Genomic DNA, 25,984 nt, shown 5'->3' on the forward strand with positions numbered 1-25,984 from the left:
GACCGGTACTCCTGCCTATTCATCCATCCCCCCTGTGCAACGTGGTTCGATATAGCAAGGACGCCGGCCCAGCAAACCGATCATGGCCGGGACTGCCAGCATGATGGCCAGGCCGGTGGCCCAGCTCGTTTGCGCCGCCGCGCAGGTTGCCAACGCCCCCGCCAAGGCGAGCATGCCCCAACGCCCAGGTCGCAGCCTGAGCATGACCAGCAATACGCTCATCACCAACAACATCCCCACGACCCTGGCCCACAACACGGACGCTGGCGCGTCGCTCCAGGCGGCCATGAGCTGCAGCACCGCACTGGCACCTAGCCCCAGAAGGAACGGCCGCACAAACTGCCCTTCGCGACGCTCGCCAATAAGCAGCAGCACGAGAAAACCGCTGGAGGCGGACAGGCCCCAGGCCAACACCACCAGCCCTGCCAACGCCAGCCACTGACGCGACTCGACCGGCAGTTCCAGGCTTTGCGCCAGTGTGCCCAGCAACAGCATGTTGGCGGTCGCCCAAGCCAGCAACGAAGCCACCGCCACGATCCGCTGGCGACCACCCGCGCTGCTGGCCTGGCCCAGCAACAGGCGGGATAACTGGCCCTGTACGCCAGAAAGGCCACTCAAGACATGGTTCAGCAGCAGAAAGACCGGCATGAACCCTGGTACCAGGGGCGCCAGCAGAAACGGCGTGAGCCGGTCATGCAAGGTGCCGGACACGCTTAATGCACACAGGTGCAGCGCCGCCCTCAACTGGCCTTTGCCCAATAACGGCAACCACAACAGCCGCTGACCGCTCATGGCGAAATTGACGGCGGCCTGGGTGAGATACCCCAGGCTTACCGCCAGCCCTGCGCTGGCAGCCGCTGACAGGGGCAGGCTGACGCTGACCGGCCACCACAGCAGCAACCCGGCCGGCCAGGCGATCTGCGCCGCCATCAGCCCGCGCAGACGCTGGCCGGCCGCGATCAGCGGGGCGGAAAAATTGAACAGCGCAAACAGGCTGGCGGGGGCGGCGCTGAACAGGTACTGCCGCCCGGCCTGGTCATCGCTGTAGAACACCCAGCCAGTCAAGGCAAGGCTGATCAGCACCAGGGTCGCGAGCAACCGCTGCCCGAGCGCGCAACGCCAGGTCACCAGCCAGTGGCTGGCATGGCGGTCTTCTCGCAGGAACAACGAGGCGTAGCCCAGGTCGGCCAGGAAGATCAGGGTCAGCAACAGCAGGTGCGCCAGGCCGACCACTGCGTAGGTGGTCGCCCCCAGCGACTTCAAGAGAACGATCTGGAACGTCAGGTTGGCCAGTTGACCGATGGCGAAGGTCACGGCCGCCAGCACAAACGATTGGCTGAGGGACCCGCCGTTAGCTGCGAGCCCCTGTCGCTCTGGAGAAACGGACGAGCGTGGTCGCGTCGGACCCACGCTTACCGCACCTGGTCCGGAAACACGACCAGGCTCAGGGCCTCGGCAAACGCCAGGCGGGGCTGCCAGCCCAGTAACTGCAGGGTACGGCGGGGATCGCCCAACTGACTGGGGCGGTCGACCCGCCGTTGCCGGGCCGGGTCAACTTCTACCTTGACCTGCACGCCGACGATGTCTCCGAGTTGCTGCACCAGTTGTTCCACGGAGTGCTCCACCCCGGAACACAGATTGAACACGTCGAATGGCACGTCTGTACGCGGGTCGTGCAGCAGGGCGATCAGGCCGCGGGCGATGTCATCGGCATGCAGGTAGTCGCGCCGGGGCGTCAGGTTGCCCAGGCGTATGCAGCCATCGCTCGATTGGCGCAATTGCTTGAGCACATCGGGGATCAGATGGGCGTTAGGGTCATCATGGCCCACCGCGTTGAAAATCCGCGCCACCCGACCGATTCGCCCGCCGCGTCCGCTCCAGAACTGCAATTGCTGCTCGTTGCAGTGCTTGGACAATGCATAGTTGTCACAGGCTGCCAAGGGGCTGGACAGCTCCGACAGCGGCCCTTCCTGCCAAGCGTAGACCGCGCCGCTCGAGGCAATCACAACGCGGTCTACCTGCGCCGCCTCAGCCGCAGCCAGCAGCCTTTCGGTACCCACCACGTTGACGTCCAGGCAATGGGCGCGCTGATTCTCGCAGGTGGGAATGTGGTGCACCGCCGCCAGATGCAGGATGGCATCGGGGCGCCAGGATGCCAGCAACTCGGCCAGTCCCTGGGCATCGCGAAGATCACCCTGGACCGTCCAACTGGCCTCGGGCGGCATCGCAAGGCCACTGGAGAGATTATCCAGCACCGCCACTTCACCGCCGGCAGCACGCCACTGCCGAACGACACGGCGCCCCAACATACCGGCGCCGCCGGTCACCAACAGGCGCATCACGGCCTTGGCTCCACAATCAGCCTGCTGCGGATCGGGCGTGGCAGCCACAGCAGCACATCGCGCCCTTTATGCAGCGCCACGTACAGCGCAAGCACAATGGACAACGCCACGAACACCAGCACGAAGGCCGCGACGCCCATTATCAACGGGTTGCGCAGCGGTACCGGCGCCGTGGAAATCGCCGAGCGTGTCTTGATACCGATGGCTTGCTGCCGGGACTCGGCCTGGGTGAGTTTGAGGTTGATGTCCTCGGCTGCTTCCCGAGCGCTGGCGTCCAGTTGTGCCGCGTTGGCAAGCAGCTTTTCGCGGTTGCTCTTGAGCTTGTCGAGAATGACCTGTCCCGAGGTTGCGTTGCGGATCGTTTCGTCCATGCCAGCCAGCAGGCGCTCGGTCCAGTCGAGCTTGTCCAGTTCACGCTGAGCCGCTCGCGCCTTGGCCTGCAGTTCGGAAACCGTGCTTTCCAGAGCCACGATCTGCGGCAAGGGCGACAGGTATTTGCCACCACCATCGCTGACCGAAAACAGGGTGCTGGTTTCCAGATGGCGCAGATCAGGGTAGCGCTCCAGCAACTGGCGCATATCGGCGATGCGCTGGCGGTTCTGTTCAATCTCGAACTCGGCCTTGAGCACATCCAGCTTGAGTTGCGGACGATGATCGAGGGCCGCCTGGCTGGTCCTCACCAAGTCGATCAGGCTATTGGCCAGAAAGGCTTCGCGTACTTGCCGGGCAAGGGTATTGATGGTCAGGTTGGCCTGTTCCTCGTCGGACACCCGCAGGGCGAACTCCAAGCCAAGCCCCGTGCTGCTCTGGATTTGCGCGACAGGAATATCCCGGGCGTCGTCCCGATTGAGGGAGGAGCGATAGCGCACGCTCTGGATCCAGTACTGGGGATTGAGCGCGCGGTTGCGCAACTGCAGGTGTCCAGGGCCGACTTCTTGCCGGTCGTCGCCGAAGGCGTGATCGACCCAGCGTTTGTCCCAGAGAAACGACTGCGCCTGCCGCCATTCTTCAAGCGTTACCTTCGGCACTTCGAGCAGCGCGGACACGCTATACAGCGGGCGACTGGCTACCCAGGCAGCCACAGTACACGCCGCCAGCAGCGCCAAGAGCAGCAGCAAGCGGCCAAACCGCTGATAGAACTGCAGGGCTCGCAGCGCCAGCTCCGCCAGCGAAATTTCATCGTAAGGCCCAATAGGTCTTGCTGTAGGCGTTGTATGCATCATTCCAACCTGATGGGCCTGCCTGCACAAACGTGAAGGTGGTCTGCTAGTCACGGGGCAAAGTGCGAGAATTTGACACAGCGACCAGGCTGCTGCAATGCGCTGACCGTGTTTGGAACGGCCAATGAATAGAGACAGGTCGTTACCATCGTCTTGCGGACTGCTAGAGTGCTGCCTCTTTTACGGACTCCTTCGATTCAATGCGGGAACAGGCATAGATGGCATTTTCTCTGCTCAATCAGCTTCGCCAGATCAATCGACATCTGGTCGAGCTTCCCTGCCCTGGCTGCGGGCAAAACGATCCACAGCTTATCTGGCGATATGACCGTTATTTTCTGCGAGTCAATCTGTCGACCTGCCGCCATTGCAGCCTGGTTTATCTGGCGCGTGGCCTGAAGGGCGACACCCAGGCACGCTTCTACAGCCAGCTATACCCCCGCCTCATGCGACAACCACCAGCCAGCAAAGCGATGTGGAACTATCGGCTGCTCGCAGGCTATCGCTTTAGCGAGATCAGCGCCGTTGTAGGTCAATGCCAATCGGTGCTGGATATCGGTGCCGGCCTGGGGTTTTTCCTGGATGCCTGTCGCGCCCAAAACTATGAACACTATATGGGCCTGGAGCCAGGCGGCCCTCAGCGCGATCATGCGGTACAGGTGCTGGGCTTGGGCGAACACGTTCGCCCTGAAGAGCTCGACGAACACACGCAACTGCCTTTCGCACCTCGGCTGGTGACATTGTTCCATGTCTTGGAGCATCTTCAGGAGCCGGGCAAAGCACTGGCTCGGATAGCCAAGCTGATGGATCCGCAGGGCTGGCTGGTGATCGAGGTCCCGGATATCGAGGCTGACTGGCCCGAGCTTGGCCTGTTGCAGGTGCATGTTTCGCACCGCAGCTATTTCTCGGCGCAAACCCTTGAGGCATTGTTGAGCGCCAATGGGTTTCATGCCCAGCACTGGCGCCGGGAAGCCCACGGAATCTACGAAGGCAATCTGCGCGTGTATGCGCGGCTCAACGCACCGGCGACACCTACCGTCGCGCCACTACCACCGCAGGCGAACGACATCCGAGCTCACATCCTCAAACAGATTCGGCCTCTGAGTCTGCGTAACGGCTATCCGCGGATGGCGTGGCGGCTTGCTCGTCTCTAGAGGGGGCCGAGACCGCTACACGCTCAGGCTCACAGCGCCCATGGCCGCTGCGCAACAGCGCCATCGGTGTGGCCAGCAGAATAAACAGGTCCAGCCACAGCGACTGGCGCGCAATGTATTCGAGGTCATCGCGCACCCGTGAGGCCATATCGGATACGGCCCGGGTTTCCCCACGCCGACCACGGATCTGGGCAAGCCCGGTGATACCGGGCCTGGCGGCTTGCCGCGCGGTGTAACCACAAACCTTGGCGCCATAATGCAGGTCATGAGCGACCGCATGGGGCCGTGGGCCGACCAGGGACATATCACCGCGCAACACGTTGATCAGCTGTGGTAGCTCATCAATGCCCCAGTAACGCATCCACTTGCCGAGCGGCGTGACACGCGGGTCATCGAGGCGCGCCTGGGGCGCCAGCAGGTCACTACCAGCGGCCACCCGCATGCTGCGAAACTTCAGCACGGTAATGATCGAGCCCTGCAAACCCAGGCGCTGCTGACGAAACAGCGCCGGCCCGCCGTCCTGCAGGCGAACGATCAGTCCGATGACCACCAGCAGCGGCGCACAGCCGCAGAGCAGTACGGCCGCGACGAGTAGATCGAACAAGCGCTTGGCCGCCGCAGCTCCTGGCGAAAAAGCATGCACATCCTGTATGGGCAGCGTGGGGCACCCGCCTTCCAGATGCTGGGGCGGCGTTGCGTGCAGGCAGGTATCGAAAATCACCACCTGTTCTGACAGCTGCCGGCTTGGCTGCTGCGTCAGCAGGCCCAGGGCCTCTTCATGCGACAAGCGAACGGCGGACTGCCCATGCTGTTCCGTGAACTGACTGACATGTGGGCAAGCGCCCGCCAGCACGACCCTGGGCACGCCGGGACGCCAGGCTGCGACCCGATCATTGCCCACCTCGAGCAGGGCAAGCGTGACACTGGCCAACAGCAGCCAGCCCAGCGACCACGACACCGATAACGAATAGCCGAACAGCCCCGCCAGACAGGCCAGCACGCCCAATCCCAGAAGCAGTTGCCCGATCCCGGTAGCCAGGCGTTCGGCCAGGCGATGGCGGGGACGTATCAGTGCCCAGTCCAGCCCCATGAACTGCAGCGCGGCCGCCAATGCCAGGCCCCAGGTGCCAGGCCAGGGAACCCCGGACTCGACGACCCAACCTGCCGACAAGGCACTGGCGGCAACGCCCAGGCCACGAACCAATAAACGAGAGAGCGGAATGGCAAGAGTCAAACTTCGTGCCCCCGCTGGCGCAGCGCCAGCCGCAAAAGACGCACGAACGGATAGAGAAAGCTCAGCCCGCGCGGCAGTGCCAGCCACTGGAGGTCCTTTGCCGTGGGGCTCAGCCAGCCCACCAGCGCCTGCCAACGGGCCGCCAGCGTGTCCTGCAAGGCAATGTCCAGGCTCACGCGTTTGAACAGACCTTGGCCCATCGCCACCTGGTCATCGCTAAGAGACCTGCGCAGCGCATCCAGTGCCAGCTCGACCATCTCCCGACTTGCCCGGCAAGGTCGGCGCACCTGCTGCAGAGGCGCCGGAACCTTCAGGCCGAACAGCAGGGTCAGCAGGCTGAGGCAGGTATCCAGCATCGCGCAGGTGCCGCTGCGCTTTACCTGGCTGGCGAGCAGCTCAAGGTCCAGGTCGGGGCACTGCAACAGCGCGTGTATATCCATCAGCCAGATCAAGCGGCGGAAGCAGTGCTGGTTGGCGTGGGCAATCAAATACGGCAGCGCATAGGCCGGCGCCAGGCAGGTCACCTCGGTACCTTGCAGGTCGAGCACCTGGGTCATTCGCTGCGGGGCGTGGAGCAAATGCTGGTGACGCAGAAGGCGGCGGTGCAGCTCGATCCGCGGCAACTGCCCGTGAGCGAGCACCAGTTCATGGGTGGCATCGGGCAGGGGCCACTGTTGGCCAGGAGCCACGTGATAGCCCATGTCCTGCAATATGGCCAGGGCCTCGGGCCACTGTTCCGTCGGCAGCAGTACATCCAGGTCCACACCACCCCGTGCGCCGAGATTGCCGTAGGCCTGCACGGCCAGCGCCGGCCCTTTGAGCGCCAGCGGCTGCAGACCTCGCGCGGCAAATCCCGTGACCAGGCGCTTGAGCCCGGCCCCCAGTGCCAGGGCCCGAATGGCAATGCGCTGGCGTTCGGCATTCAGCGCTGCCAAGCAAACGGGGGCCTGGCTTTTTACCCTGTTGGGCTGCATCAAGCCCGCCACCCCATGGTGGCGGATGAACTGGCAAAGGGCGGGCACGGCGGGAGCGCTGAACGGCTGCTCAAAACCCATCAACCACAAGGTTGCCTGCAGCAGTTGGACATGATCTCCATGGAGGTCATCGGCGTTCTGCCCGGAAGCGCTGGCGGTACATTGAGAATGGGATATGGCCATAACGGGGCGTGCATCCTATGCACTAGACAAGCGGCTGATGGTGGTTGGCAACTCAACTGCCTAGCTGTAGCGTGGCTGGCATAAGAGAAATCGGATCTTACCCCATGAAGTCATCCGCCTGGCTACGAGAATCTTTCTCGGAGCACGTCGAATACATACGCCAGCAGTTCGGCCCGGATGCGGCAGATGTTCGCCATGAGCTGTTCTATCTGCACGCAGGAAGAAGCCAGGTCGCGGCCGGAGTCCGCGCCCTGGGGGCCCTGTTGCGTGATTCCTGGCTATTGCTCAGGCACAAGAACCCTGGCCTCAACGTGCAAGGGCACAAGCAAGCCATCCTGTTGACCACCCTGCCTGGCGTGAGTGGCTGGAGCACCCTGGAGCGGGCACTGCCCGCCCTGGCAGCGGCGGGCTATGCGCCGCTGGTGCTGTTGCACCCGCGCCTGGCCATCGATGACATCTCCCCAGGTCTGACCTGCATCCGCCCCGCGCGACCAGGCCTGCAGGCGTGGCGCTCGGCCTTGCACGTGTTCATCGCCACGCTGAGGCAACAGCAGCCGCTGCTGCTCGCCAGTTGCCTGGCCCGCCGCGCACTCTGGACCGCCAGCCTGCGGCGGACCCTGACAGGCAGCCGAGGCGTCGTGCTGTTGCACAACGATTTCGATCTGATGAGCCGCGCCGCGATTGGCCAGGGGCTGCCCAGCATCTGCGTGCAACACGGCATTGCCACGGATGAGTTCTTCCCGACCCGGGCCGACTGCTACTTGGTATGGGGAAACGCCAGCCGTCAGGTGTTCGAGGCCAATGGCACCCCGAGCACGCAACTGGTAGAGGACGCATTGGGCCGGGGTCAGCAGCCGGAGCAGGCTGCGCGTGCCCCTGAGGGCATTGCCCTGCTCTCGCAGACCCATGCCCGGATACTGGGCGAGGGCATTGGCGAAACCCTGGCGACCTTTGCCTACGCGCTGCTGCAAATCGCCCCGGATACCCGCATTCTGCTGCACCCTCAGGAAGACCAGCCCTACAGCGGTGCGGCCGCATGCGCCACTCGCCGTCCACCGCACCCGGAGCTGCAACCCCGGGCCGCCATACCGCAGCTGGTGGTGGGCTACTGCTCCACCGCCATGCTAGAGGCGGCGCTGGCCGGGCATTGGGTGGTGGCGTTGCAGTTGGCCTTGCCTGGAAACCGGGCGGTACGCCAGGCAATGGCGGCGCCTTTACAGGCCGCGACAGCCAAGCAAGTGGCCGGCCTCTATCAGCGTCTGCGCGATGACCCGGCCTTTCGCCAGGCCACCGGACAGGCCCAGGCCCAATGGTTGCGCAGCCACTTTGCCAGGCAAACCAGCGGGCTCGCCGGCTTGCTGCAACAGCTCCAGCAGCCGGCAACGCTGGAGTCCGTGGCATGAAGATACGGGTACTGCATGTCAGCAAGGAGTTCGAACCCCTGTCCAGTGGCGTGGCCCGTCATATCCAGGGGCTGGCCACGGCCATACAGGCCGATGACAGCACCCGCATCACCATCCTTGCCCCGCAGGTCAATGTGGCCGGCGACGGGCTCGACGTACGCCAGGGGGGGCATCGAAGCCTCTGGTCCGCCCTGGCCGAGCATGACCTCGTGCATGTGCATGGCGCCCGGACCCCAATTGCCGCATTCGCCGCACTGCTGGCCGTCGTCCGTGGCCGGCCCCTGGTGTACACCCCGCACTGTTACTACGACACGGGCTCCAGGTGGCGACAACTGCTCAAGCGCCTGTGGGACTGCACCGTCGAGCGCCTGATGGTGCGCGCCGCCAGCGCCGTGGTGCTGCTGCACAAGGGCTGGGAGGGCGACCTTGACCGGCGCGGCTTGCAGCCCACGCGGACCCTGATCATTCCCAACTGTATTGATGATCATCGTCAACCTGCCGTCGCCAGTTCGGTGCCGCTGGAGGGGGCGCCCGCCTTGCTGTCCATCGGGCGTCTAGATCCGGTCAAACGCCTCGACGATGTGATTGCTGCGCTGAAGACGCCCCCCCTGGCCCAGGCCATTCTGCACATCGTCGGTCAAGGCAGTGACCGCCCACGCCTGGAAGCCCTGACGGCACAGTGGGGTCTGTCCTCGCGGGTGCGCTTTCATGGCTGGCAGGACGATGCCGTTACCCAACAGATGATGGCCGGCTGCAAGACAATGGTGCTGGCTTCCGAACGCGAAGGCATGCCGACGGTCATCCTCGAGGCGTTGCTGGCCGGTGTGCCCATCGTCTGCTCGGATATCGAGGGGTGCCGCGCCATCACCGACGCCGTTGGCTGGAACGGCGTGTTCGCCCTGGGCGACATCCCGGCCCTGGGCGCGCGTGCCGCCCAGTGCGCGCAAAGCCAAGTACCGGCCAGTGTGGTAGAGGCCGTTCGCCAGGGCTTCACCTGGCAGCGCAAAGCCGCCGAGCTGGTGATCTTCTACCAGCAGGCCGTGCAGCGATCGCGGCCTACCGGCTGGATGAAAAGGCTGGTGCGCTATTTGACCGACTACGACAACCCGCGCGCGCTCGCTACGCGGCTGCGCAGCCGGCGTATCGGGCCACTGCGGGACATGATCGAGCAGGCATACGCCCGGCATGGCCATGTCAATCTGCTGGATGTGGGAGGGACACAAAAATACTGGAAAATTTTGCCGGCGACCTACCTGGCCTCACGCCGTGTATCCATCACGCTGCTCAACACTCAGCCCGTACGTCAGCCCCCCCTGCACCCCTTCAGTGCACTGTGCGCTGATGGCTGTGACCTGAGCCAGTTCGAGAACGGTGTCTTCCATATCGTGCATTCCAACTCCGTGATCGAGCATGTGGGCAGTCCGGAGCGTGTCGAACGTTTTGCCCGGGAGCTTGTGCGCGTCGCCGAACGCTACTTTATCCAGACACCGGATTTCTGGTTTCCACTCGAACCGCACTGCATGACGCCCTTTTTTCACTGGCTGCCGCGTCGCCTCAGGGTCGGACTGGTACGCCAAGTGGCACTGGGGCACTGGCAACGCGCCGCGAACCACGAACAGGCCGAGTTTCTCGTCGATAGCGTCCGCCTGCTGACCCGTCGGCAGATGCAGGTTTTGTTTCCCACTGCCCGTATCATCCGCGAACGAATCCTGGGCTTGCCCAAATCCTTGATCGCCGTAGGCCCATGAAACTTGTGAAACCCTTTGCACTGTTCGACCTTCCACCGCGGGCACTGGCCTTCGTCAGACGCTGTGGCGCCAGCACGTCCAGCATTGTGTCGATGCTGGCGCTGCTGCTGGGCAAGGCCGCCATCGATACGCTCTGTGCGCTGCTGGTGGCGATCCTGTTGGGCTCGCTGCTACCGACGGTGCGTACCTCCTCCGGTTGGTATGCGCAGCTCGAAATGCAGTGGTCGGCGTTTGCCGGTAGCGGCGTATCCGCGCTGCCCCTGCTGGTGGTGGCCCTGGTGCTGGGCAAGGGCGTGCTGGCGCCGCTGATGTCTGCCGCGCGCAGCCGGCTGATCGACGCCTGGACACTGATGATCTCGTTGAGCATTTTCCAGCACGAACTGGACCGCCCCGTTGCCCAGCTCTCAAACACAACGGCGCAGGGCAGCAATGTGGCCGTCAACTACATGGCGCCCAGAATCGTCATAGGCACCCTCCTGCCCAGCCTGGAGCTGCTCACCGAAGTATTGGTGGTCGCTCTGCTGCTCTGTGTGTTGCTGGCTCTGGAGCCCCTGGCGACGGCGATGCTGCTCGGTGCGTTGCTGCTGGCCGCCGGCGCTGGCGGCGCCTTGTCTGTGGTGCTCAACGACATCAGGGAAACGCGCAGGGGCGAAAGCCAGGTGCTGATGCAGCGCTGGGTCGCCGACAGCATTGCCTGCCTGCGCGAGATACACCTGTATGGCCGCGTACAGGCGGTACTGGAGCGCTATTACCCAGTGGCCAAACGCTTCGCCAGAGCCACGGCCCGGGAACGCACGCTGATGGAGGTCCAGTCCCCCGTCATGGAGCTGTTTTTCCTGATGATGCTGGTGCTGTGCGTACTGGTAGCCAGCAAGGGAAGCGGGCAAACGGACCTGCATGCAATGGCCTTGTTTTCAGCCGTGGGCTTGCGTTTGCTGCCAGGTTTTCGGCGGGTGCTGTTCAGCCTGCAGACGCTGCGCTTGTCCCGCCCGTATTTTGAGGAGTTGACCTCGCCCGACTCGCCCTCCCGAACAGCCCCGGAGGCCGTCCAGCAGCACATGGCACCTGCTCGCACCCCACTCCAGCCAGTGCTGCTGTGCGAGGCACTGGAGTACCGGTACCCCCAGGCCAGCCAGGCAGTGATCCACAACCTGAACCTGAGCATCGGCCAAGGGGAGTGGCTGGGTCTGGTCGGCGAGTCGGGCGTGGGCAAATCGACATTGGTGGATGTTCTGATTGGTGAGCTGCAGCCAAACCAGGGCACGCTGCAATGGCTCGACCTGCCAGCGGAGCACCGGGCCATCGGTTACGCCTCCTCCGGCACCACGCTGATTCCAGGTACGCTGCGCGACAACGTGGCCTTTCTGGGTTCCGGTGCAGAGCAGACGCTCAACGACGCACTGGCCATTACCGGTGTCGACGCTCTGCTGAACCGCCTTCCCCAAGGCCTGGACACTCCGGTGGAGGCCTTCGAGCAACAGCTATCGAGCGGCGAGCGGCAACGCATCGGGCTTGCTCGCGCGGTTGCCCACGCCCAGGTGCTGGTGGTTCTGGACGAAGCCACGGCAGCCCTGGACCAACTGAGCGAGAGCCGCTTTCTGCAAGCCCTGCGCGCCGCAAGGCCCGAGCTTGCCGTGGTGCTGATCACCCATCGCCTCACCGCTTTGCGCCATACCGACCGTAACGTGCTGATGGTCGACGGCGCGCTCAAGGACTTCATTTGTCCGCCCGAGCCGGAGCCGACTATCGATTTTGCAGGGCGTTCCCACTCATGCATCTAGCCTTTGTACTGGGCACGCGCCCCGAAATCATCAAGCTTTCCTCGCTGATTAGTGCCTGCATTCGGCAAGGTATCCGCTATACGTTGATCCACACCAACCAGCACTACGCCGCGGCCATGGACAAGCTGTTCTTCGACGAACTCGAGCTGCCTCTCGCGCATTTCAATCTAGGGGTGGGGTCTGATGTCGCGGGCTCGCAAGTGGCGCGCATGGTCATGGGAATCGAACCGGTACTGCAGGCCGTTAGGCCGGACTATGTGATTGTCCAGGGCGACACCAACAGCTCGTTGGCCGGAGGGCTCGCTGCGCGCCAGGCTGATATCCCGATTGCCCATGTCGAGGCTGGTTTACGCAGTTTCGACAAATCTATGCCGGAAGAAACCAATCGAATCCAGCTGGACCACATGTCCGACTTCTGGTTCTGCCCCTCGGCATTGCAGGTCGAGCTACTGGCCAATGAGGGCATCCACGGCGCCAATGTGCATATCACGGGCAACACCGGCATCGATGCCACCCTGCGCTATGTGCACAGCTCCCGGGCACGCTCGGGAATCCTGGAAAGGCTGGGGGTGCAAGCCGAAGGCTACCTGCTGCTGACCTGTCACCGGCCTTCCAATACCGACGACATCGCGCATTTCGCCAGACTGATCGAAGCCGTTCAGCGCTTGGCTGAAGCGCGCAACAGGCCAGTGATTTTCCCCGTCCACCCACGGCTGGGCCGGGAGCACTGGAAAATCATCGACAGCTCGTTGCCTATAAAGACCACAGATCCCCTTGGCTATATCGACATGCTGGCCTTGCTACAAGGCGCCGACCTGGTACTGACCGACAGTGGCGGCCTGCAGGAGGAGGCCTGCGTACTGCAGCGCCGCTGCCTGGTGCTGCGAGCCAATACCGAGCGCCCGGAAAGCCTGGACAGCGGGGGCTCCAGACTGGCGCCCGTGGTGACGCAAAACAGTTTGATCGATGCTGCAGATGAACTGCGTCATTCAAGCGTTACCTGGAGCAATCCATTTGGCGACGGTCAGGCCTGGCAACGGATTTTGCAGGTGTTGCGAGATGACTTCGGCACACGCCGGGCATAACGCCAGTGAAGGCCCGCAGCGAACCCCGCGGGTCCAGACTGCAGATAAGCGCTAGCGCGTCATGTTCGATGAGGCAAGGAGCGCTGTTCGCTTGCGGTAGATGCCGTCGTCCCCCGGTACGCCGGGCAGCAAGCGGTCGTCCCGTCCATAGATCGGCGAAGCCTGCGCCGCTTCGCCGTGCAGGCACTCGAACAGACCCGCCGCGCCCGTGTCGCCGAGACGGAAGTTGGCGTGGCGGATCACCAGCAAACCACCCGGCTTGAGCACCCTGGCCAGGTCGCCAAGCACGCGATCAAAGTCAGCGAAGCGAATCCAGGCAGAACAGTCGGTGGGGCTCTCGCCCAACGCGCCATGGCGGAAGACGGCCATCGCCATCACCAGGTCATAGCTGGCGGTCGTTTCCAGCGCAACGTCACCTGCACATAAGAAGCTCAGGCGGGGCTCTCGCCCCTCACGCTGCCATCGCGCCCGGCACCGGCCAATACGGCCCGCATCGATATCCACGCCACGGATATGGGCCTGTCGAAAATAGCGGGCCAGGCTGAACACTTCCTCGCCGGTAGAGCAGCCGAACGATAGGAGGCGCGTTTGCGGAGTGTCTGCCAGTACCTGGCGAATTGACTGGAACAACTCGGGGTAGCGATCTTCTCGCGTCGTGCCGTATGGCTGAAACAAGCCTTGTGGACGCCGTCGCATCAGGAGTGCAGAGCTCCGTCGTTCACCGCCGCGCAAAACCTGCACCAAGAAACGCACCCATTCGTGAAACAACCAAAGACTCCTCATTTCGCTTTACCGTAATCTCCACGACAAGGAAACTGTCCACCAACAAACGATGCGGAGCGGGTTACCTTGACCACCACCAGCACGGACTTTCTGAACCTCAAATTGGGTAAGTCCACTATTGGGCAAAATCTCCTGATCGCACGCGAAAGAGGCGATGTAGTTCTGCATGAAGATGACACCTGGGAACTGTCGCGTCCTGTCCAATTGAATGAAACCTGGGTAGTTGGTCCCATCCGCACACCATTCCCCTGCGGGAAGCTCCTGGGCTTCCTGTTCCGTCAGGCCTACGGTCGAGCGGCCGTCCCGGTAGGCTGCCGCCACTGCTTCAAGGTCCAGATACGCCCAGCCAACTTGGAACAGCTGATTGCGACCCAGAAGATCGCGCATGACCTACCCTATGCCTACAAGGCCGGCGCCAGCCTGAATGCACGCTACCAGGCCGGTCCCTACCGAGTCCTGTTCCATCTGGATGGACTGCAGAATGCCCGCGAAGCTTACCAGCAGGTACTTGAGAAAGTACTCGATACACCTGAGCTTGGCGCCAGCGTCTCGGTCAGCATAAAGCGTGGCTGCTCCGAATATGAGGTCCATTGCGGCCCTTCAAGCGAATTCACCTTCAGCGATGATCTCGCCGCCGCCGAGTTGGAGTTGCTGAAGCGACTGCGTCAGCCTGCTCCGCCAAAGCCGAAGCAGCACACACTGACGATGATGAACTGGATGCAGGTTGCCTATCAGTTAGGTGACGAAAGCTACAAGAAATTCACCCAGGGCAGACCTTTGTACCCTGAGCCTGTCTGTTACTCGGCAAAACCTTAGCCAATCCCCAATTGCCAAAATGCGAGCAGTTGATATAGCTTGATCACCGGACTTACAGGAGCAAGAAGATGGCCGAACAAGACACTAATGAATCCAACGAAACCGAGTCCCAACGTAAAGCCTGGGAGAAGCCAGAAATCGTTGAAGTTTCCATATCGGATGTGACCACCTCTATTTTCGCCACAAGCGGCAATGACGGTACGGTTGGCTTTTCGAACGTCTCCTGACCGGCATGCTCCGTCACTGTAAATCCCTGGCTCATCGATGAGCGCATTTGCCGGTCTGCTTTCCGCTCAGGCCATCCCTGCGGAACTACCTGAGCATTTTGCAGCAGCACTGGATGCGCCAGGGCTCGAGCAATCCCGGCACTGGTCTCACCCGGGCCTTCACTTTACCCATCGTCTACGTATAACAGCCCCGGAAGATCATCAGGATCATCAGCCCGCACTTCGGCATGATGTCCCTCTGGTGTTGGTATTTGACGGTTACCTGATTAATCGCATCGAGCTGATAGACGCTCTGGCGCTACCCAGGGAAGCACATGGCTGGGCCGACAGCGCCATTGCCTTTGAAGCAATGGCGCGCTGGGGAGCGCGCGGTCCCGAGCGCATGCTCGGAGATTTTGCGCTAGTGGTGTGGAATGTTGCTGATCGTAGTCTACTGCTCGCACGTGACGCAGTTGGTCAGCGCCCCTTGTACTATCACCAGAAGGACGGGCTCTTTGCTTTCGCCACGAACCCGGCAGCCCTACTGGCAGTTCCCGGCATCGATCGCGAGCTAAACGAAGAGCACTTCGTCGCCCTGCTCTCGGACTTGCCCGTGGCCGACAACGGCACACCTTACAAGCATCTGCGCCTTCTACCTGCAGGCTCGGTGGCAATACTGCGCTCGGGCCAACTCAAGCAACATTTCTACTGGACGCCTGAGCAACGAACCGAGCTCCGCTTGCCCAGAGAAGAGGAATACGTCGAGGCAGCACGCGAATTGTTCGAGCGTGCAGTCAAAGACTGCCTGAGGATCGAAGGCCCGGCATTTTCCTCGCTCACAGGAGGATTGGACTCCTCCGCCGTGTCGGTGACGGCCGTGAAACACCTGCCAGGCAACTCATTGACCACCATCACCTGCCTGCCCGCCGCCAACACCGAGCTGCTGGATTCAAATCAGCACTACATGAGTGAGCGACGTTATGTAGAGAGCATCTGCGAACAGACACCCGGATTGCAGCCTCTGTTTTTCAATGGGCCAGTGCAGCATCGATGGGATACCGACTGGCTACAGATGTTCCAACTGACAGGCGTCCCTTGGCGAAATGTGATGAACCTGGCCTGGATGGGCTCCGCCCGGGATCACATAAGGCGGCAAGGTGGGCGTGTGCTGCTGACCGGAGCGCTCGGCAATGTGACTTTGTCTTGGGATGGACAGGGCACCCTTACTGGCTTGATGAGGGATGGCCGCTGGCTGAAGGCCTTTCAGGAATCACTCGCCCTGGCCCGCACGAGCGGACAAAACGCGGCCATTGCGCGCCAGATATGGCGCTCCACCCTGGCCCCGTTCGCGCCAGAGATCATTCAGCAGTCAATAGCAAAACTGCAAGCCAGGTCGAGCGCTTCCGAGTGGGGGCATCTCTATCCAATTGACCCGATGATAAAGGCGCGCATTCGAACCGAAGAGGGGGCCAAGCGGCGCAAGCAAATGGCTTCTATGGCTAGCTGGCAGCTACGCCAGGCGTGGTTCCGGGAGCGCCAGTCAGCGTTACAGGCAACGGGACTTGTACGTGCCCTGCATGGCTTCGAGGTTCGCGATCCGATGGCTGATCGGCGCTTGCTGGAATTCTGCTTTTCACTTCCCGATAGCCTCTACCTGCAAGGTGGCGTAACTCGTCTACTCGCCCGTCGAGTCACAGCGGATCGCCTGCCTGGCGAGGTGGTCAACAACCGCAAACGCGGCATGCAATGTCCTGAATACCTTCATCGAATGAGTATGGTGCGCCCTTTCCTCGGCGAACGACTCGAAGAGCTGGAGGCTTCCCCGCTGGCCCAACGCCTGCTGGACCTTAAACGAATGAAGGCCCTCCTTTCGAACTGGCCGAACCGACCAGCGAGTCCTGAGCATCTGATCGTTCTACACCGAGGTCTTCACTTTGGCGCATTCCTGCGTTGGATCGAAACTGGCCGCCAGTTCCAGGGTTGACCTTCATCGACTCAAGCGCCCAGGCCCTTGTCTAACAATAAGCAAGGCGCGCTCTGACCGACTCGGTGGCCTCTTCAATACGGCGTAGCTGCGCATCGTTCAATCGCTCACGCCACCCTCCAGCACGCCCCTCTCGGAAGAAGCGAGAGGCGCGTTGCGGCCGCTCACTGAAACCATGGCTGGCCTCCGCAGCCTGCAGCCGGTCGAAGCGAGTGGCATCCAAGGCTTGCTCCAGGCGCTCGTCATCTAACGGCCAACCACAATATTTGATGACACAGGCAAAGCTTTCCCAGGGCTTCTCCAACATGTCTTCATAGCGAATGAGCAAAGGACTCCAAGGCGCGGGCAGATCGATCCAGCTCAGTACATGCTGACTCCAACTCCCCAGTCGTTGCGGCAGCTGATCCATGAGTCCGAGCTTTTGGTCACACAGGATAGCTGTCTCGTCCAGGAGAAGGTCGATCGCCCTATCCACACTGAAACCGATGTGCCCGGCCAGCGACAACACCACATCTCGAGGATCACGCACGATATAGACCACTCCCAGGGTATTGGTGGCCGGGAACAGTGGCTCCCCCCAGGGGTCAATTGCCAGGCGTCATGCACCTTGTTGAACAAAGGTTCGCGGGCCTCTGTCACCTGCAGCTCATACATGCGCGGACGCAATCTCAACAACTCATCAGGCAGCAAGTCAGACGAGGCGACGCCCAGAAGCTCGTCGAAGCGGCGACGACTGCTGGCGATAGGAGCGAAGTTCTGCTTCTGCGAGAAGTCTGGCTTCGATCCGCCGAGGCGATAACTGTTGAGGACCAAGCGCAGCCAAGTGTTGCCAGACTTGGGGTAGGACGCCAGCCAGTAAAAGCCACTCATGCCTGATGGGCCGTCCCGGCGTGAAACGCGACGATGCGCTGGACAAGTTCATCCAAATGTTCAAAGCCAGAAAGCTGTCGAACCAGAACATGTCGCGCAACGCCAGCCGCCAATCGCATTGCCAGTGAGAAGTGGGCGCCCTTACCAGAGGCAACCGTCATGAGAATCCGCTCCTGATACAGGGCCTTGGAGAACCGAACCGAGGCGGGTAAACCGCCGACCTCTTCCAGACCTGCATGCCTGGCATCTTCGACTCGCTCAAGGTGGTACAACGCTGCCAGCTTCAGAGGAGCGCCTACGGCGAAGTGCTCGGCCCCTAAGCCAACGGAGAATTTGTCCATATCCTGGCGTACACGCTCTGCGTCACCCATGCCATGGCCAAACTGGCTCATTGCATCCCGCCAGAGCTTGACCCTGGGGAAGGTGGGCAACGCAACAGCACCTCGCTCCTGGTCGAGGCTGACCACCGTGACATCGTCTGCCAGAATCGGGTAACCCCGCCGCATGAAGGCAGATGCCAGGGTCGATTTACCTGTTCCCGAAGGCGCCGTGAAGGCAACTGCAATATCCCCCTGGGGAGAAGGCAGTTTCACGCAACAGGCATGCAAAGGTAAGACGGTACGGCGCTGGCAAACAATTGCAAACACGGTACCGAACAAAAATGTCCTTACTGCAGGGAGATCCGCAGAGAGGCTGGGCTGTACCCGAATCGTACGGCCATCGTGTGCTATTCGGTAAGTCGCAACTGACTCGATAGTGAAACGACAGGTTCCATCAGTGCTCATTTGCAGAACCGGACCTTCGTATTGAGGGTCCAGCAGTCGCGCCTCAACTGCTCCAAGTTCGATATTCAGGTCTATCGGAGCCTGTAGGTCCCCTGTCCAGGGCAGTAGCTCCGGCAACGGCAAATCACTGCGCACACGCCAGCCGCAAAGAGAGTAATCGTCATACATGGTGTGACACCTAGTCTTGCCGCCGCAAAGCGCGAACGTTGCCAATATTCTCCGCCCCGCAAACGATCCCACCGTCTTGCCCCGGTAACACCAGCCATGCATGTGCGCCTATAGATTCACCGTCTCTGCGTACACCCAGGCATAGTACGGAACGCTTCCCCCGCAGGCGCAACATGCAGGCCGCCACCAACGCTTGGCGCAGACAAAGAGGTTTCCAGGGAAGGCGCCTGGCCGCGACGGCTACCGCATCTCCCACTGCACGAGCCATGGGCGACAAGGCGGGATTCAAATCAGACGATGCCGGCTCAATGCGGGCGCCACTCAAACTCAGCAAAAGGCGCCACGAAAACAGTCGGCAGAAGATAGGCGTGAGCGAAAAAAAGAGGGCGGCTTCAATGACACGAAGACGGTGAGCGCTGATCAAGCCTGGACCTCAATGAGCTCACGACTCACCAGCTTGCTCAGCAACTCCATGACATCCTGGCGAATCACCTGGATGTCTGCGTCATACTCGGCTACCAGTGCCTCACACAAGGTATCTACACGCACAGGCGATGCGAGTCGCTCCCAAATATCGCTGGCCACGGAGTTAAGGCCGAAGTAATGCCACTGGGACACGCTCATTAGCACCAGTTCTCCACCGATTTCGGCTGCCAGCACGCTGGCATTCCTGATGACAGTCGCCTCTCCCGTGATATCGCTCATTCTTGGCTCCGTCGCCCCAGTCAAACGCAGCTCATAATGCCGAGCCTTCCATGTATCTACAAGCCCGCAGACTGGCCGAGCCAGGGTCTGTCAACGCTGGCCAGATTACGTCTCAAGATCAGCGGACAAGAGCGCTATGCCGCGGTGTCGATCTTGCCCATAAACAGAGGGGGACAAATTCCGGGATTAGGTGCTATCCAGGGGCATACATCCACATGCATGGAAGCCCAAATTGCCAAGGCAGATGGCGCAGCGATAAGCACTCCCCCGGTATCAGGTGCACTCAGTGAAGATGGCCCGGGCCGTGGTGGATGCCTTGCTCGATGGCAGTCGCCACACGCCAACGCTGAAGTAGAACACCCCACGAAAGCACGGCGCGGCAGCTGGACCTGTCGCGCTGTTGCTTGATGATGAAGGGCTTCAGCGCTCCGACATCACCACCATCACTTCCGCATCCTCCTCCCCTTCCGCCAGGTAGATATGGCCGACGCTGCTGTTGAAGTAGGCGGTCTCCTGCGGGCCAATGCTCACGGCTTCCCCGGTCTCAAACTGAATCCGCACCCGCCCCGACAGCACCAGGGCGAATTCCTGCCCCGGGTGGCGGATGTAGTCCTCGAACTGCTGCAGCTCGCGGGCAAAGATCCGCGCGTACATGGGGGTCATGCTGCGCCCGGGAAAGTCGCCGGCCATGGGGTGGTAGTCGTAGTTGCCGGTGCTGTAGCCGGGGGCGTCGGCGATGGTGGTGCTGACCACGGTCGGTTGCACCTGGGCACTGCGGGTCTGGGTCAGGTTCGGCGCGGGGGTGAACAGCTGGGCGATGTCGACGCCCAGGGCGCGTGCCGCCGCGGCGAGTTTCTCGTAGCTGACCGAAACCTGGGCCAGCTCCATTTTCGACAGGGTCGACAGCGCGACGCCGGAGCGTTCCGAGAGCTGCTTGAGGGTCAGCTTCTGGTTTTTGCGGATGGTCCGCAGGCGTGCGCCGACCTGGGTCCGGTCGATCAGTGGATGGGCGTGGGAGCTCGAGGCGGGCTGGGCTCGGTCGGAACTCATTGGGGCTCTCTGTCAGGCAAATAAGGGCAACCGCGACGCTGGCCGGGGCACGTGGCGAAATATTAACCCATGACCCCGGGTTGACTGGAAAATTCTCATATCTTACATTTCTCGTATGTGAGAATTTTCAACCCCTGTCATTTTCCAGTGATTCAGGAACCCCGGCATGCACGCGAACCAATGCTTCGACTTCGTCATCATCGGCGCCGGTATTGCCGGTGCTTCCCTGGCCTATCGGTTGGCCGGGCAGGCCAGCGTGCTGGTGCTGGAACGTGAATCGCAGCCGGGCTATCACGCCACCGGGCGCTCTGCGGCGATGTTCATGGAGGCCTACGGCACTCCACAGATCCAGGCCCTGACTCGCGCCAGCCGGGCGTTCTACCAGCGGCCGCCGCAGGGTTTCTGCGAACACCCGTTGATGGAGCCCCGTGGCTGCCTGTACGTGGCCAGCGAGGAACAGCTGGACCAGTTGCAGCAGACCTACGACGAAACCCGCGCCCGCTCCGCCAACGTGCGCCTGATCACGGCCGAGCAGGCCCGGGCCCTGGTGCCCTGCCTGCGCCCCGACGCCGTTGCCGGGGCGATGCTGGAAACCGCCGCCCAGGACCTGGACGTGCACGCCCTGCACCAGGGTTTCCTGCGGGCCATGCGCCGCGCCGGTGGGCAGCTGGAGTGCGACACGCACATCGTCGAAGCCAGCCGCGAAGACCGCCACTGGAACCTCACACTCAGCGATGGCCGTTCCCTGCAGGCGCGCAATCTGGTGAACGCTGCCGGCGCCTGGGTCGATGACGTGGCCCAGCTGTGCGGCGTGGCCCCCATCGGCCTGCAACCCTGCCGGCGCAGCGCCTTCACTTTCGACGGCCCACCGGATGAAGACTTCAGCCGCTGGCCGGCGGTGATCGGTATCGACGAAAGCTTCTACTTCAAGCCCGACGCCGGCCAGTTGCTCGGCTCCCCGGCCAATGCCGACCCGGTGCCGCCCCAGGACGTGATGCCCGAAGAGCTGGACATCGCCACCGGCATCTACCACATCGAGAACGTCACCTCCCTGAGCATCCGCCGCCCGCGCCACAGCTGGGCCGGCCTGCGTTCCTTCGTCGCCGACGGCGATCTGGTGGTGGGCTGGGATGACAACTGCGAAGGCTTTTTCTGGCTCGCCGCCCAGGGTGGCTACGGCATCCAGTCGGCGGCCGGCGTCTCGCAACTGGCCTGCGCCCTGCTGCTGGGCCACCCGGTCCCCGAAGAACTGCTGAGCCAGGGCGTCGATGCCCAGGCCCTGGCCCCCGCTCGCTTGCGTTAACCCACCCAGCCCACGAGGCCCTTGCCATGTCCACTGATATCCAGCGTTACCCCAGCCACCTGCCCTACCCCTTCTCCCGGGCGATCCGCGTCGGCGGCTTCCTGTTCCTCTCCGGCCAGGTGCCGATGAGCGCCGAAGGCGAAGTGGTGCACGGCGACATCCGCGTGCAGACCGAGGCCGCCATGGCGCGCATCGGCGAGACCCTGGCCGCGTGCGGCGCCAGCTTCGACCAGGTGGTGAAGAGCACCGTCTGGCTCACCGACATGCAGCACTTCGCCGGCTTCAACGAGGTCTACCAGCGTCACTTCAAGATCGGTTTCCCGGTGCGCTCCACCGTCAGCGCGCAACTGGCGCTGGGGGTCGATGTCGAGATCGAAGTCCAGGCCTGGGTCGGCGAAAGCTGAGTCACCCGCCCCAGCCCTCAAGTGCGATGCCCAGGACCGCCACGCCAGATGACGCGGCCGTCCACCCCACATAACAACAACAAATCGAGGCTAATCGTCATGAAAGAAAGTCTGAAGATCGCCGGCGCCTTCGTCGGTGTGATTGTCGGTGCGGGGTTCGCCTCCGGTCGTGAATTGCTGTTGATGTTCGTCGACTTCGGCGCCTGGGGCCTGGCGGGCGCGGTGGTCAGCGCGGCGCTGTTCACCTTCCTCGGCATGGCCCTGGCCAGCATGGGCAGCCGCCTGCGGGCAGCGTCGCACAAGGACGTGGTGCAAGCCCTGTGCGGCAAGCACCTGGGCGCGCTGGTGGACCTGATGATCACCTTCTTCATGTTCGCCGTGACCGTGGTGATGCTGGCCGGCGGCGGTGCCTTGCTGGAGCAGCAGTTCGGCATTCCAGCCATTGCCGGCAGCGTGCTGGTGACCCTGATCGTGGTCGCCATCGTGTGCCTGGACGTGCACAAGGTCATCGGCATGATCGGCGCGGTGACGCCCTTCCTGATCATCACCGCGGTGGGCGTGGCCCTGTATGGCGCCGCCACCCGCGACCTGAGCTTCGGTGAACTCAATCAACTGGCGGCCAAGCAAGAAGCCGGCGCCAGCCACTGGCTGCTGGGGGCCTTGCTCTATGTGTCCTACAACATCGTGGCCGGTGTGCCGATCCTGGCGATCATGGGCGGCGCGGCCAAGGGCGAGAAACAGGCGATGTGGGGCGGCATTCTCGGCGGCGCGCTGCTGGGCCTGCTGATGCTGGTGATGAGCCTGGGCCTGCTGTCGCGCCTGGACAGCGTGGCGGACCTGCCGATGCCCATGCTGTCGATCGCCGGCGAAGTCTCCCCGGCCCTGGGGCTGCTGATGGCGCTGATCATCTTCTGCATGATCCTCAACACCGCCGTGGGCACCCTGTACTCCTTCTCCGCGCGGCTGTTGCCGGCCGGCACCCGGCAGTTCCGCCTCGGCTCCATTGCCGCCGGTGCCCTGGCGTTTGTCGGCAGCCTGGTGGGCTTTATCAGCCTGGTGGGGCAGGTCTATCCGTTCTTCGGCTACCTGGGGGTCCTGCTGATTGCCGCGGTGGTGATCGGCTGGCTGCGGCCCCGGCGGCTGGCGGTGGCATAAGCACTTGATGGCTCTGGCACCCGGGAGGTATCCAGGTGCCTTGAGCTCAACCCAGCCCTGTAGGAGCGAGCTTGCTCGCGAAGCTCCCAAGAGCGCCGCATTCCTCCAGCGAACGCGCGTTATCGCTGACGTCCATCGCGAGCAAGCGCGCTCCTACAAGGCTCATGGCGGGAAAGGTCAAGCCAGCCCGGACAGGCCCCGCTCCATGATCAGCGTCAACTCCTCACCCTCGTAATGCTCGCGTACCCGAACGAACCCCAGGCGTGCATAAAAGCCTTCGGCGGTAACCGACGAGGGCACCACCAGCGAGGTCAAACCCGAGTCCAGCGCCGCCTGCTCGACCGCGGCCATCAGTTGCCGGCCCAGGCCATGGCCGTGGTACGCCGGATCGACAAACACCGAGCGCACCGCGCGCCCGTCAAGGCTGGCGGTGCCCAGCAGTTTCCCGTCCACCAGGGCGACGAACATTTGCCGACGCCGCATCAGTTGCAGGACGGCGTCTGGGGTAAAGCTGTCTTGCACCCGCTCGATCACATGGGCGGGATAGTCCTGGGCATTGCTGGTGAGCAGGGCCGCCAGGATCACCTGGCTGACCCTCGCGGCATCGGCCTCTAGGGCCGGACGAACTTGGCATTCCATGACCACTCCCTGGTTTCAACGCGGATCGCAGGGGCCAAAAATACGACCCGCCCCCCTCGCTGCCAAGGACTTACTGCAACTGAAACACCAAACAGGGATTGTCATTCAAGCGCCCCTCGTACACCGGCTGCTGGTTTTCCAGCGAGGTGCCCAACAGCTTCTCTCGATCCTTGCGCGCCACGATCACCCAGGAGCCGTGGGGCAGCGCGTCCAGTTGCCCGGGGGCGTCGCCGGCGACAAACAGCGGCTGTTCGTCGTGGTCCAGGTTCATCATGTAGCGCACCGCCCAGGTGTCCTGGCCCAGGTTGAAGAACACCAGGGGACCGTGTTCGGCCGCGCGCAGCTGCTCCACGTCGCTGACGAAGCCCTGGGTGTCGAATTGCCGGTCCTTGGCCGGGTCCACCACCGCCACCAGCAGGGTCCATTGCGCCGCCAGGGCCAGGGCGCTGAGCAACACCAGGCGCCGCCCGAAGCTGCCCCGGGTGTGGCGCCAGCAGTACAGCGCCAGCAGTTGCAGCAGGGCAAAGATCGCGATCAGCAAGGGCATCGACACCGGCGGCCAATAGCCGTGCTTGTGCCAGCTGTGTTTGAGCACGAACAGCACCAGGATGCACAGCCCCGGCAGCACACCCACCAGCCACAGGTAGGCACTGCGCACCTTGCCCATTTGGCCCCGAACCATGAGCAGGCCGTAGGCGGCCACCGCGGCGAACATCGGCACTATGGGCAGGATGTAATAGGCGCGCTTGAAGTGCGGCACCGACAAGCCCAGCAGGATCATCAGGCCGCAGGCGCCGAGCCGCAGCACCAGACGCAGTTGCGGGTCGGCATGGCGCCGGAACACTTGGCTGCGCAGCATCCACAGGGTCACCAGGGCCAGGGGCACCACCGGGAAATAGCGGTACAGCGCCAGCTGGAAGTAGAAGTAGAACGGCTCGCCACTTTCATCCAGGCGCCCGCTCACCTGCATGTTGTAGACCTGATGGACAAAGGCCTCGCCGCCGCTGACATAGGCCAGCTGCATCAACAGCCACCAACAGCCGGCCAGCACCAGCAGGCCGCCGCAACCGTAGCCGAGCACGCGCTTGAACAAGGTGCGGCGCGCCTCCTGGGTGCGGCTGTCTCCCAGCAGCCAGTAAGTGCAGACCACGCCGCAGACTTCCACCAGCCCCAGGGGTCCGCGAATGGCGAAGGCCAGCACGAACAGCGGCAGCACCAGCCATGGCCGCAGTCGCGAGCCGCGCTGCTCGCCGCTGTGCAGCAGGTAGAAGGCCCCCAGGCACAGCAGCGAGATCATCTGGTCCAGGCACACCGAACGGGACTTGTCCAACAGCTGGCTGGTCAGCGCCGTCAGCAGCACCGCGAGCAGCGCCCAGGTGCGACCCATGGGCGCCAGCAAGCGGTACAGCAGCGCCAGAACCCCCGCCGAGGCCAGGGCCGTGGGCAGCACATTGGCCAGGTGGTTGGGCGCGCCGAACAGCTGGGCGCACAGGTAGCTGAAATAGGTCGCCGTGCCCGGGTAATCCGGATACGGCTGGCCATACGTGGTGGGGAACAGACTCGGCCCGTGGCGGAACATCTCCTGCAGAAACAGCGCCCAGCGCCCATCGAAGCCCTGGGGCTGCTGGTCCCAGATGCCAAAGGTGAATAGCAGCAGGGCCGCCAGGTAGATCCCCCAGGACTCAATCCCGAAACGCGTTTCTCGAACCATCTTCGCCCCGTCAGAAAGTGCCGCGCCATGGCCCGGCGTAAGGCTGAACATGGTGCGCGCGCACCCCCTGAACGGTGACTGAACGAGGATAAAAAACCCGCCTGCCCCACCGACTGTCAGCGACTGGGTGATTGCCGGTCGAACCTCCGGCGCCTTCAAGATCGCCGCGTCTCCTCCGGAGCCGTTCGCAGCCTGCGGCAGCGGCTACACAAAGCCGCCTATAGCCGCTGCTGAGCCCGCGAAGCTGCGAAAAGGACCGCAGGGCCTTGCTTGGCGATTGACCG

The 25,984-nt window shown here is 62.9% G+C and carries 24 protein-coding genes; 11 read left to right on the top strand and 13 right to left on the bottom strand.

What is annotated here, in order from left to right:
- Nucleotides 1–15: 15 nt before the first annotated feature.
- The 3 genes from ACMGG8_RS30585 to ACMGG8_RS30595 form a co-directional block, all read right to left on the bottom strand.
- The gene (locus tag ACMGG8_RS30585) at nt 16–1,314 is read right to left on the bottom strand and encodes a hypothetical protein (protein WP_414158939.1); all 1,299 of its coding nucleotides are present in this window, start codon (nt 1,312–1,314) and stop codon (nt 16–18) included.
- Between the two features lie 98 nt (nt 1,315–1,412).
- On the bottom strand, nt 1,413–2,339 hold the full coding sequence (locus tag ACMGG8_RS30590) for an NAD-dependent epimerase/dehydratase family protein (protein WP_414159996.1): 927 nt from the start codon (nt 2,337–2,339) through the stop codon (nt 1,413–1,415).
- On the bottom strand, nt 2,339–3,424 hold the full coding sequence (locus ACMGG8_RS30595) for a hypothetical protein (protein ID WP_129405366.1): 1,086 nt from the start codon (nt 3,422–3,424) through the stop codon (nt 2,339–2,341). Before ACMGG8_RS30595 ends, ACMGG8_RS30590 begins: the two co-directional genes overlap by 1 nt.
- A 356-nt stretch (nt 3,425–3,780) precedes the next feature.
- Between ACMGG8_RS30595 and ACMGG8_RS30600 the strand changes: the two genes are divergently transcribed.
- Nucleotides 3,781–4,713, top strand: a complete 933-nt coding sequence (locus ACMGG8_RS30600; RefSeq protein ID WP_082729814.1) for a class I SAM-dependent methyltransferase — start codon at nt 3,781–3,783, stop codon at nt 4,711–4,713.
- On the opposite strand, the gene ACMGG8_RS30605 is transcribed toward ACMGG8_RS30600, so the two are convergent.
- Together ACMGG8_RS30605 and ACMGG8_RS30610 are read right to left on the bottom strand one after the other, a co-directional pair.
- Nucleotides 4,643–5,947, bottom strand: a complete 1,305-nt coding sequence (locus tag ACMGG8_RS30605; RefSeq protein WP_414158940.1) for a sugar transferase — start codon at nt 5,945–5,947, stop codon at nt 4,643–4,645. The two genes, ACMGG8_RS30600 and ACMGG8_RS30605, sit on opposite strands and share 71 nt — an antisense overlap.
- Nucleotides 5,944–7,104 carry a nucleotidyltransferase family protein gene (locus ACMGG8_RS30610; RefSeq protein ID WP_414158941.1) on the bottom strand — a complete coding sequence of 387 codons (1,161 nt, stop codon included), beginning with the start codon at nt 7,102–7,104 and terminating at the stop codon, nt 5,944–5,946. Before ACMGG8_RS30610 ends, ACMGG8_RS30605 begins: the two co-directional genes overlap by 4 nt.
- Before the next feature lie 104 nt (nt 7,105–7,208).
- Between ACMGG8_RS30610 and ACMGG8_RS30615 the strand changes: the two genes are divergently transcribed.
- The 4 genes from ACMGG8_RS30615 to wecB are packed head-to-tail and all read left to right on the top strand — an operon-like array spanning nt 7,209 to nt 13,121.
- The gene (locus ACMGG8_RS30615; RefSeq protein WP_414158942.1) at nt 7,209–8,507 is read left to right on the top strand and encodes a hypothetical protein; all 1,299 of its coding nucleotides are present in this window, start codon (nt 7,209–7,211) and stop codon (nt 8,505–8,507) included.
- A complete protein-coding gene (locus ACMGG8_RS30620; protein WP_414158943.1) occupies nt 8,504–10,255 on the top strand; it encodes a glycosyltransferase in 1,752 nt (583 codons plus the stop codon). Before ACMGG8_RS30615 ends, ACMGG8_RS30620 begins: the two co-directional genes overlap by 4 nt.
- Nucleotides 10,252–12,036 carry an ATP-binding cassette domain-containing protein gene (locus ACMGG8_RS30625; protein ID WP_414158944.1) on the top strand — a complete coding sequence of 595 codons (1,785 nt, stop codon included), beginning with the start codon at nt 10,252–10,254 and terminating at the stop codon, nt 12,034–12,036. Before ACMGG8_RS30620 ends, ACMGG8_RS30625 begins: the two co-directional genes overlap by 4 nt.
- Nucleotides 12,027–13,121 (top strand): non-hydrolyzing UDP-N-acetylglucosamine 2-epimerase, encoded by a 1,095-nt coding sequence (gene wecB / locus ACMGG8_RS30630; protein WP_414158945.1) that lies wholly within the window; start codon nt 12,027–12,029, stop codon nt 13,119–13,121. The genes ACMGG8_RS30625 and wecB overlap by 10 nt, the downstream gene beginning before the upstream one ends.
- 51 nt (nt 13,122–13,172) lie before the next feature.
- Here wecB and ACMGG8_RS30635 read toward each other — a convergent pair whose 3' ends face one another.
- On the bottom strand, nt 13,173–13,889 hold the full coding sequence (locus ACMGG8_RS30635; RefSeq protein ID WP_181321570.1) for a class I SAM-dependent methyltransferase: 717 nt from the start codon (nt 13,887–13,889) through the stop codon (nt 13,173–13,175).
- Between the two features lie 81 nt (nt 13,890–13,970).
- Here ACMGG8_RS30635 and ACMGG8_RS30640 point away from each other — a divergent pair, with 81 nt between their 5' ends.
- The 3 genes from ACMGG8_RS30640 to ACMGG8_RS30650 all read left to right on the top strand — a co-directional run bounded on the left by ACMGG8_RS30640 (nt 13,971) and on the right by ACMGG8_RS30650 (nt 16,910).
- Entirely contained in the window at nt 13,971–14,720 is a 750-nt protein-coding gene (locus tag ACMGG8_RS30640) for a hypothetical protein (RefSeq protein ID WP_060837454.1), read from the top strand.
- Between the two features lie 68 nt (nt 14,721–14,788).
- Nucleotides 14,789–14,947: a hypothetical protein gene (locus ACMGG8_RS30645; protein ID WP_159426267.1), complete on the top strand. Its 159-nt coding sequence runs from the start codon at nt 14,789–14,791 to the stop codon at nt 14,945–14,947.
- A 37-nt stretch (nt 14,948–14,984) separates the two neighbouring features.
- Nucleotides 14,985–16,910, top strand: coding sequence for an asparagine synthetase B family protein (locus ACMGG8_RS30650; protein WP_414158946.1), 1,926 nt, complete (start codon nt 14,985–14,987; stop codon nt 16,908–16,910).
- A gap of 31 nt (nt 16,911–16,941) precedes the next feature.
- On the opposite strand, the gene ACMGG8_RS30655 is transcribed toward ACMGG8_RS30650, so the two are convergent.
- The 5 genes from ACMGG8_RS30655 to ACMGG8_RS30675 all read right to left on the bottom strand — a co-directional run bounded on the left by ACMGG8_RS30655 (nt 16,942) and on the right by ACMGG8_RS30675 (nt 20,488).
- Nucleotides 16,942–17,451, bottom strand: coding sequence for a sulfotransferase domain-containing protein (locus tag ACMGG8_RS30655; protein WP_414158947.1), 510 nt, complete (start codon nt 17,449–17,451; stop codon nt 16,942–16,944).
- Between the two features lie 325 nt (nt 17,452–17,776).
- Complete coding sequence (locus ACMGG8_RS30660) at nt 17,777–18,733, bottom strand: hypothetical protein (protein WP_129405362.1); 957 nt, start codon at nt 18,731–18,733, stop codon at nt 17,777–17,779.
- Between the two features lie 10 nt (nt 18,734–18,743).
- Nucleotides 18,744–19,157: a lasso peptide biosynthesis B2 protein gene (locus ACMGG8_RS30665; protein WP_082729164.1), complete on the bottom strand. Its 414-nt coding sequence runs from the start codon at nt 19,155–19,157 to the stop codon at nt 18,744–18,746.
- Entirely contained in the window at nt 19,154–19,438 is a 285-nt protein-coding gene (locus ACMGG8_RS30670; protein ID WP_060837450.1) for a PqqD family protein, read from the bottom strand. The genes ACMGG8_RS30665 and ACMGG8_RS30670 overlap by 4 nt, the downstream gene beginning before the upstream one ends.
- Nucleotides 19,439–19,858: 420 nt before the next feature.
- A complete protein-coding gene (locus tag ACMGG8_RS30675; RefSeq protein WP_052470386.1) occupies nt 19,859–20,488 on the bottom strand; it encodes a helix-turn-helix domain-containing protein in 630 nt (209 codons plus the stop codon).
- Between the two features lie 166 nt (nt 20,489–20,654).
- Here ACMGG8_RS30675 and ACMGG8_RS30680 point away from each other — a divergent pair, with 166 nt between their 5' ends.
- The 3 genes from ACMGG8_RS30680 (at nt 20,655) to ACMGG8_RS30690 (ending at nt 23,350) form a co-directional block, all read left to right on the top strand.
- A complete protein-coding gene (locus tag ACMGG8_RS30680) occupies nt 20,655–21,791 on the top strand; it encodes an NAD(P)/FAD-dependent oxidoreductase (RefSeq protein ID WP_414158948.1) in 1,137 nt (378 codons plus the stop codon).
- Nucleotides 21,792–21,817: 26 nt separating this feature from the next.
- Nucleotides 21,818–22,195, top strand: a complete 378-nt coding sequence (locus tag ACMGG8_RS30685) for a RidA family protein (RefSeq protein ID WP_414158949.1) — start codon at nt 21,818–21,820, stop codon at nt 22,193–22,195.
- 99 nt (nt 22,196–22,294) lie between these two features.
- Nucleotides 22,295–23,350, top strand: a complete 1,056-nt coding sequence (locus ACMGG8_RS30690) for a hypothetical protein (RefSeq protein ID WP_414158950.1) — start codon at nt 22,295–22,297, stop codon at nt 23,348–23,350.
- Nucleotides 23,351–23,527: 177 nt separating this feature from the next.
- Here the strand turns inward: ACMGG8_RS30690 and ACMGG8_RS30695 are convergent, their stop codons facing one another.
- Entirely contained in the window at nt 23,528–23,989 is a 462-nt protein-coding gene (locus ACMGG8_RS30695) for an N-acetyltransferase family protein (protein WP_414158951.1), read from the bottom strand.
- A gap of 70 nt (nt 23,990–24,059) precedes the next feature.
- Complete coding sequence (locus ACMGG8_RS30700; protein WP_414158952.1) at nt 24,060–25,700, bottom strand: ArnT family glycosyltransferase; 1,641 nt, start codon at nt 25,698–25,700, stop codon at nt 24,060–24,062.
- Nucleotides 25,701–25,984 lie beyond the last annotated feature (284 nt).

This window comes from Pseudomonas sp. BNK-45, assembly GCF_047456255.1.
In the GTDB taxonomy this organism is placed as follows: domain Bacteria; phylum Pseudomonadota; class Gammaproteobacteria; order Pseudomonadales; family Pseudomonadaceae; genus Aquipseudomonas.

What these genes read in the sequence shown, in the direction of transcription:
- ACMGG8_RS30695 (WP_414158951.1), bottom strand. Translation starts at nt 23,989, where the DNA reads ATGGAATGCCAAGTTCGTCCGGCCCTAGAGGCCGATGCCGCGAGGGTC.
- ACMGG8_RS30690 (WP_414158950.1), top strand. Translation starts at nt 22,295, where the DNA reads ATGAAAGAAAGTCTGAAGATCGCCGGCGCCTTCGTCGGTGTGATTGTC.
- ACMGG8_RS30590 (WP_414159996.1), bottom strand. Translation starts at nt 2,339, where the DNA reads ATGCGCCTGTTGGTGACCGGCGGCGCCGGTATGTTGGGGCGCCGTGTC.
- ACMGG8_RS30615 (WP_414158942.1), top strand. Translation starts at nt 7,209, where the DNA reads ATGAAGTCATCCGCCTGGCTACGAGAATCTTTCTCGGAGCACGTCGAA.
- ACMGG8_RS30685 (WP_414158949.1), top strand. Translation starts at nt 21,818, where the DNA reads ATGTCCACTGATATCCAGCGTTACCCCAGCCACCTGCCCTACCCCTTC.
- ACMGG8_RS30660 (WP_129405362.1), bottom strand. Translation starts at nt 18,733, where the DNA reads ATGTATGACGATTACTCTCTTTGCGGCTGGCGTGTGCGCAGTGATTTG.
- ACMGG8_RS30645 (WP_159426267.1), top strand. Translation starts at nt 14,789, where the DNA reads ATGGCCGAACAAGACACTAATGAATCCAACGAAACCGAGTCCCAACGT.
- wecB (WP_414158945.1), top strand. Translation starts at nt 12,027, where the DNA reads ATGCATCTAGCCTTTGTACTGGGCACGCGCCCCGAAATCATCAAGCTT.
- ACMGG8_RS30675 (WP_052470386.1), bottom strand. Translation starts at nt 20,488, where the DNA reads ATGAGTTCCGACCGAGCCCAGCCCGCCTCGAGCTCCCACGCCCATCCA.
- ACMGG8_RS30650 (WP_414158946.1), top strand. Translation starts at nt 14,985, where the DNA reads ATGAGCGCATTTGCCGGTCTGCTTTCCGCTCAGGCCATCCCTGCGGAA.
- ACMGG8_RS30600 (WP_082729814.1), top strand. Translation starts at nt 3,781, where the DNA reads ATGGCATTTTCTCTGCTCAATCAGCTTCGCCAGATCAATCGACATCTG.
- ACMGG8_RS30620 (WP_414158943.1), top strand. Translation starts at nt 8,504, where the DNA reads ATGAAGATACGGGTACTGCATGTCAGCAAGGAGTTCGAACCCCTGTCC.
- ACMGG8_RS30625 (WP_414158944.1), top strand. Translation starts at nt 10,252, where the DNA reads ATGAAACTTGTGAAACCCTTTGCACTGTTCGACCTTCCACCGCGGGCA.
- ACMGG8_RS30700 (WP_414158952.1), bottom strand. Translation starts at nt 25,700, where the DNA reads ATGGTTCGAGAAACGCGTTTCGGGATTGAGTCCTGGGGGATCTACCTG.
- ACMGG8_RS30670 (WP_060837450.1), bottom strand. Translation starts at nt 19,438, where the DNA reads ATGAGCGATATCACGGGAGAGGCGACTGTCATCAGGAATGCCAGCGTG.
- ACMGG8_RS30680 (WP_414158948.1), top strand. Translation starts at nt 20,655, where the DNA reads ATGCACGCGAACCAATGCTTCGACTTCGTCATCATCGGCGCCGGTATT.
- ACMGG8_RS30610 (WP_414158941.1), bottom strand. Translation starts at nt 7,104, where the DNA reads ATGGCCATATCCCATTCTCAATGTACCGCCAGCGCTTCCGGGCAGAAC.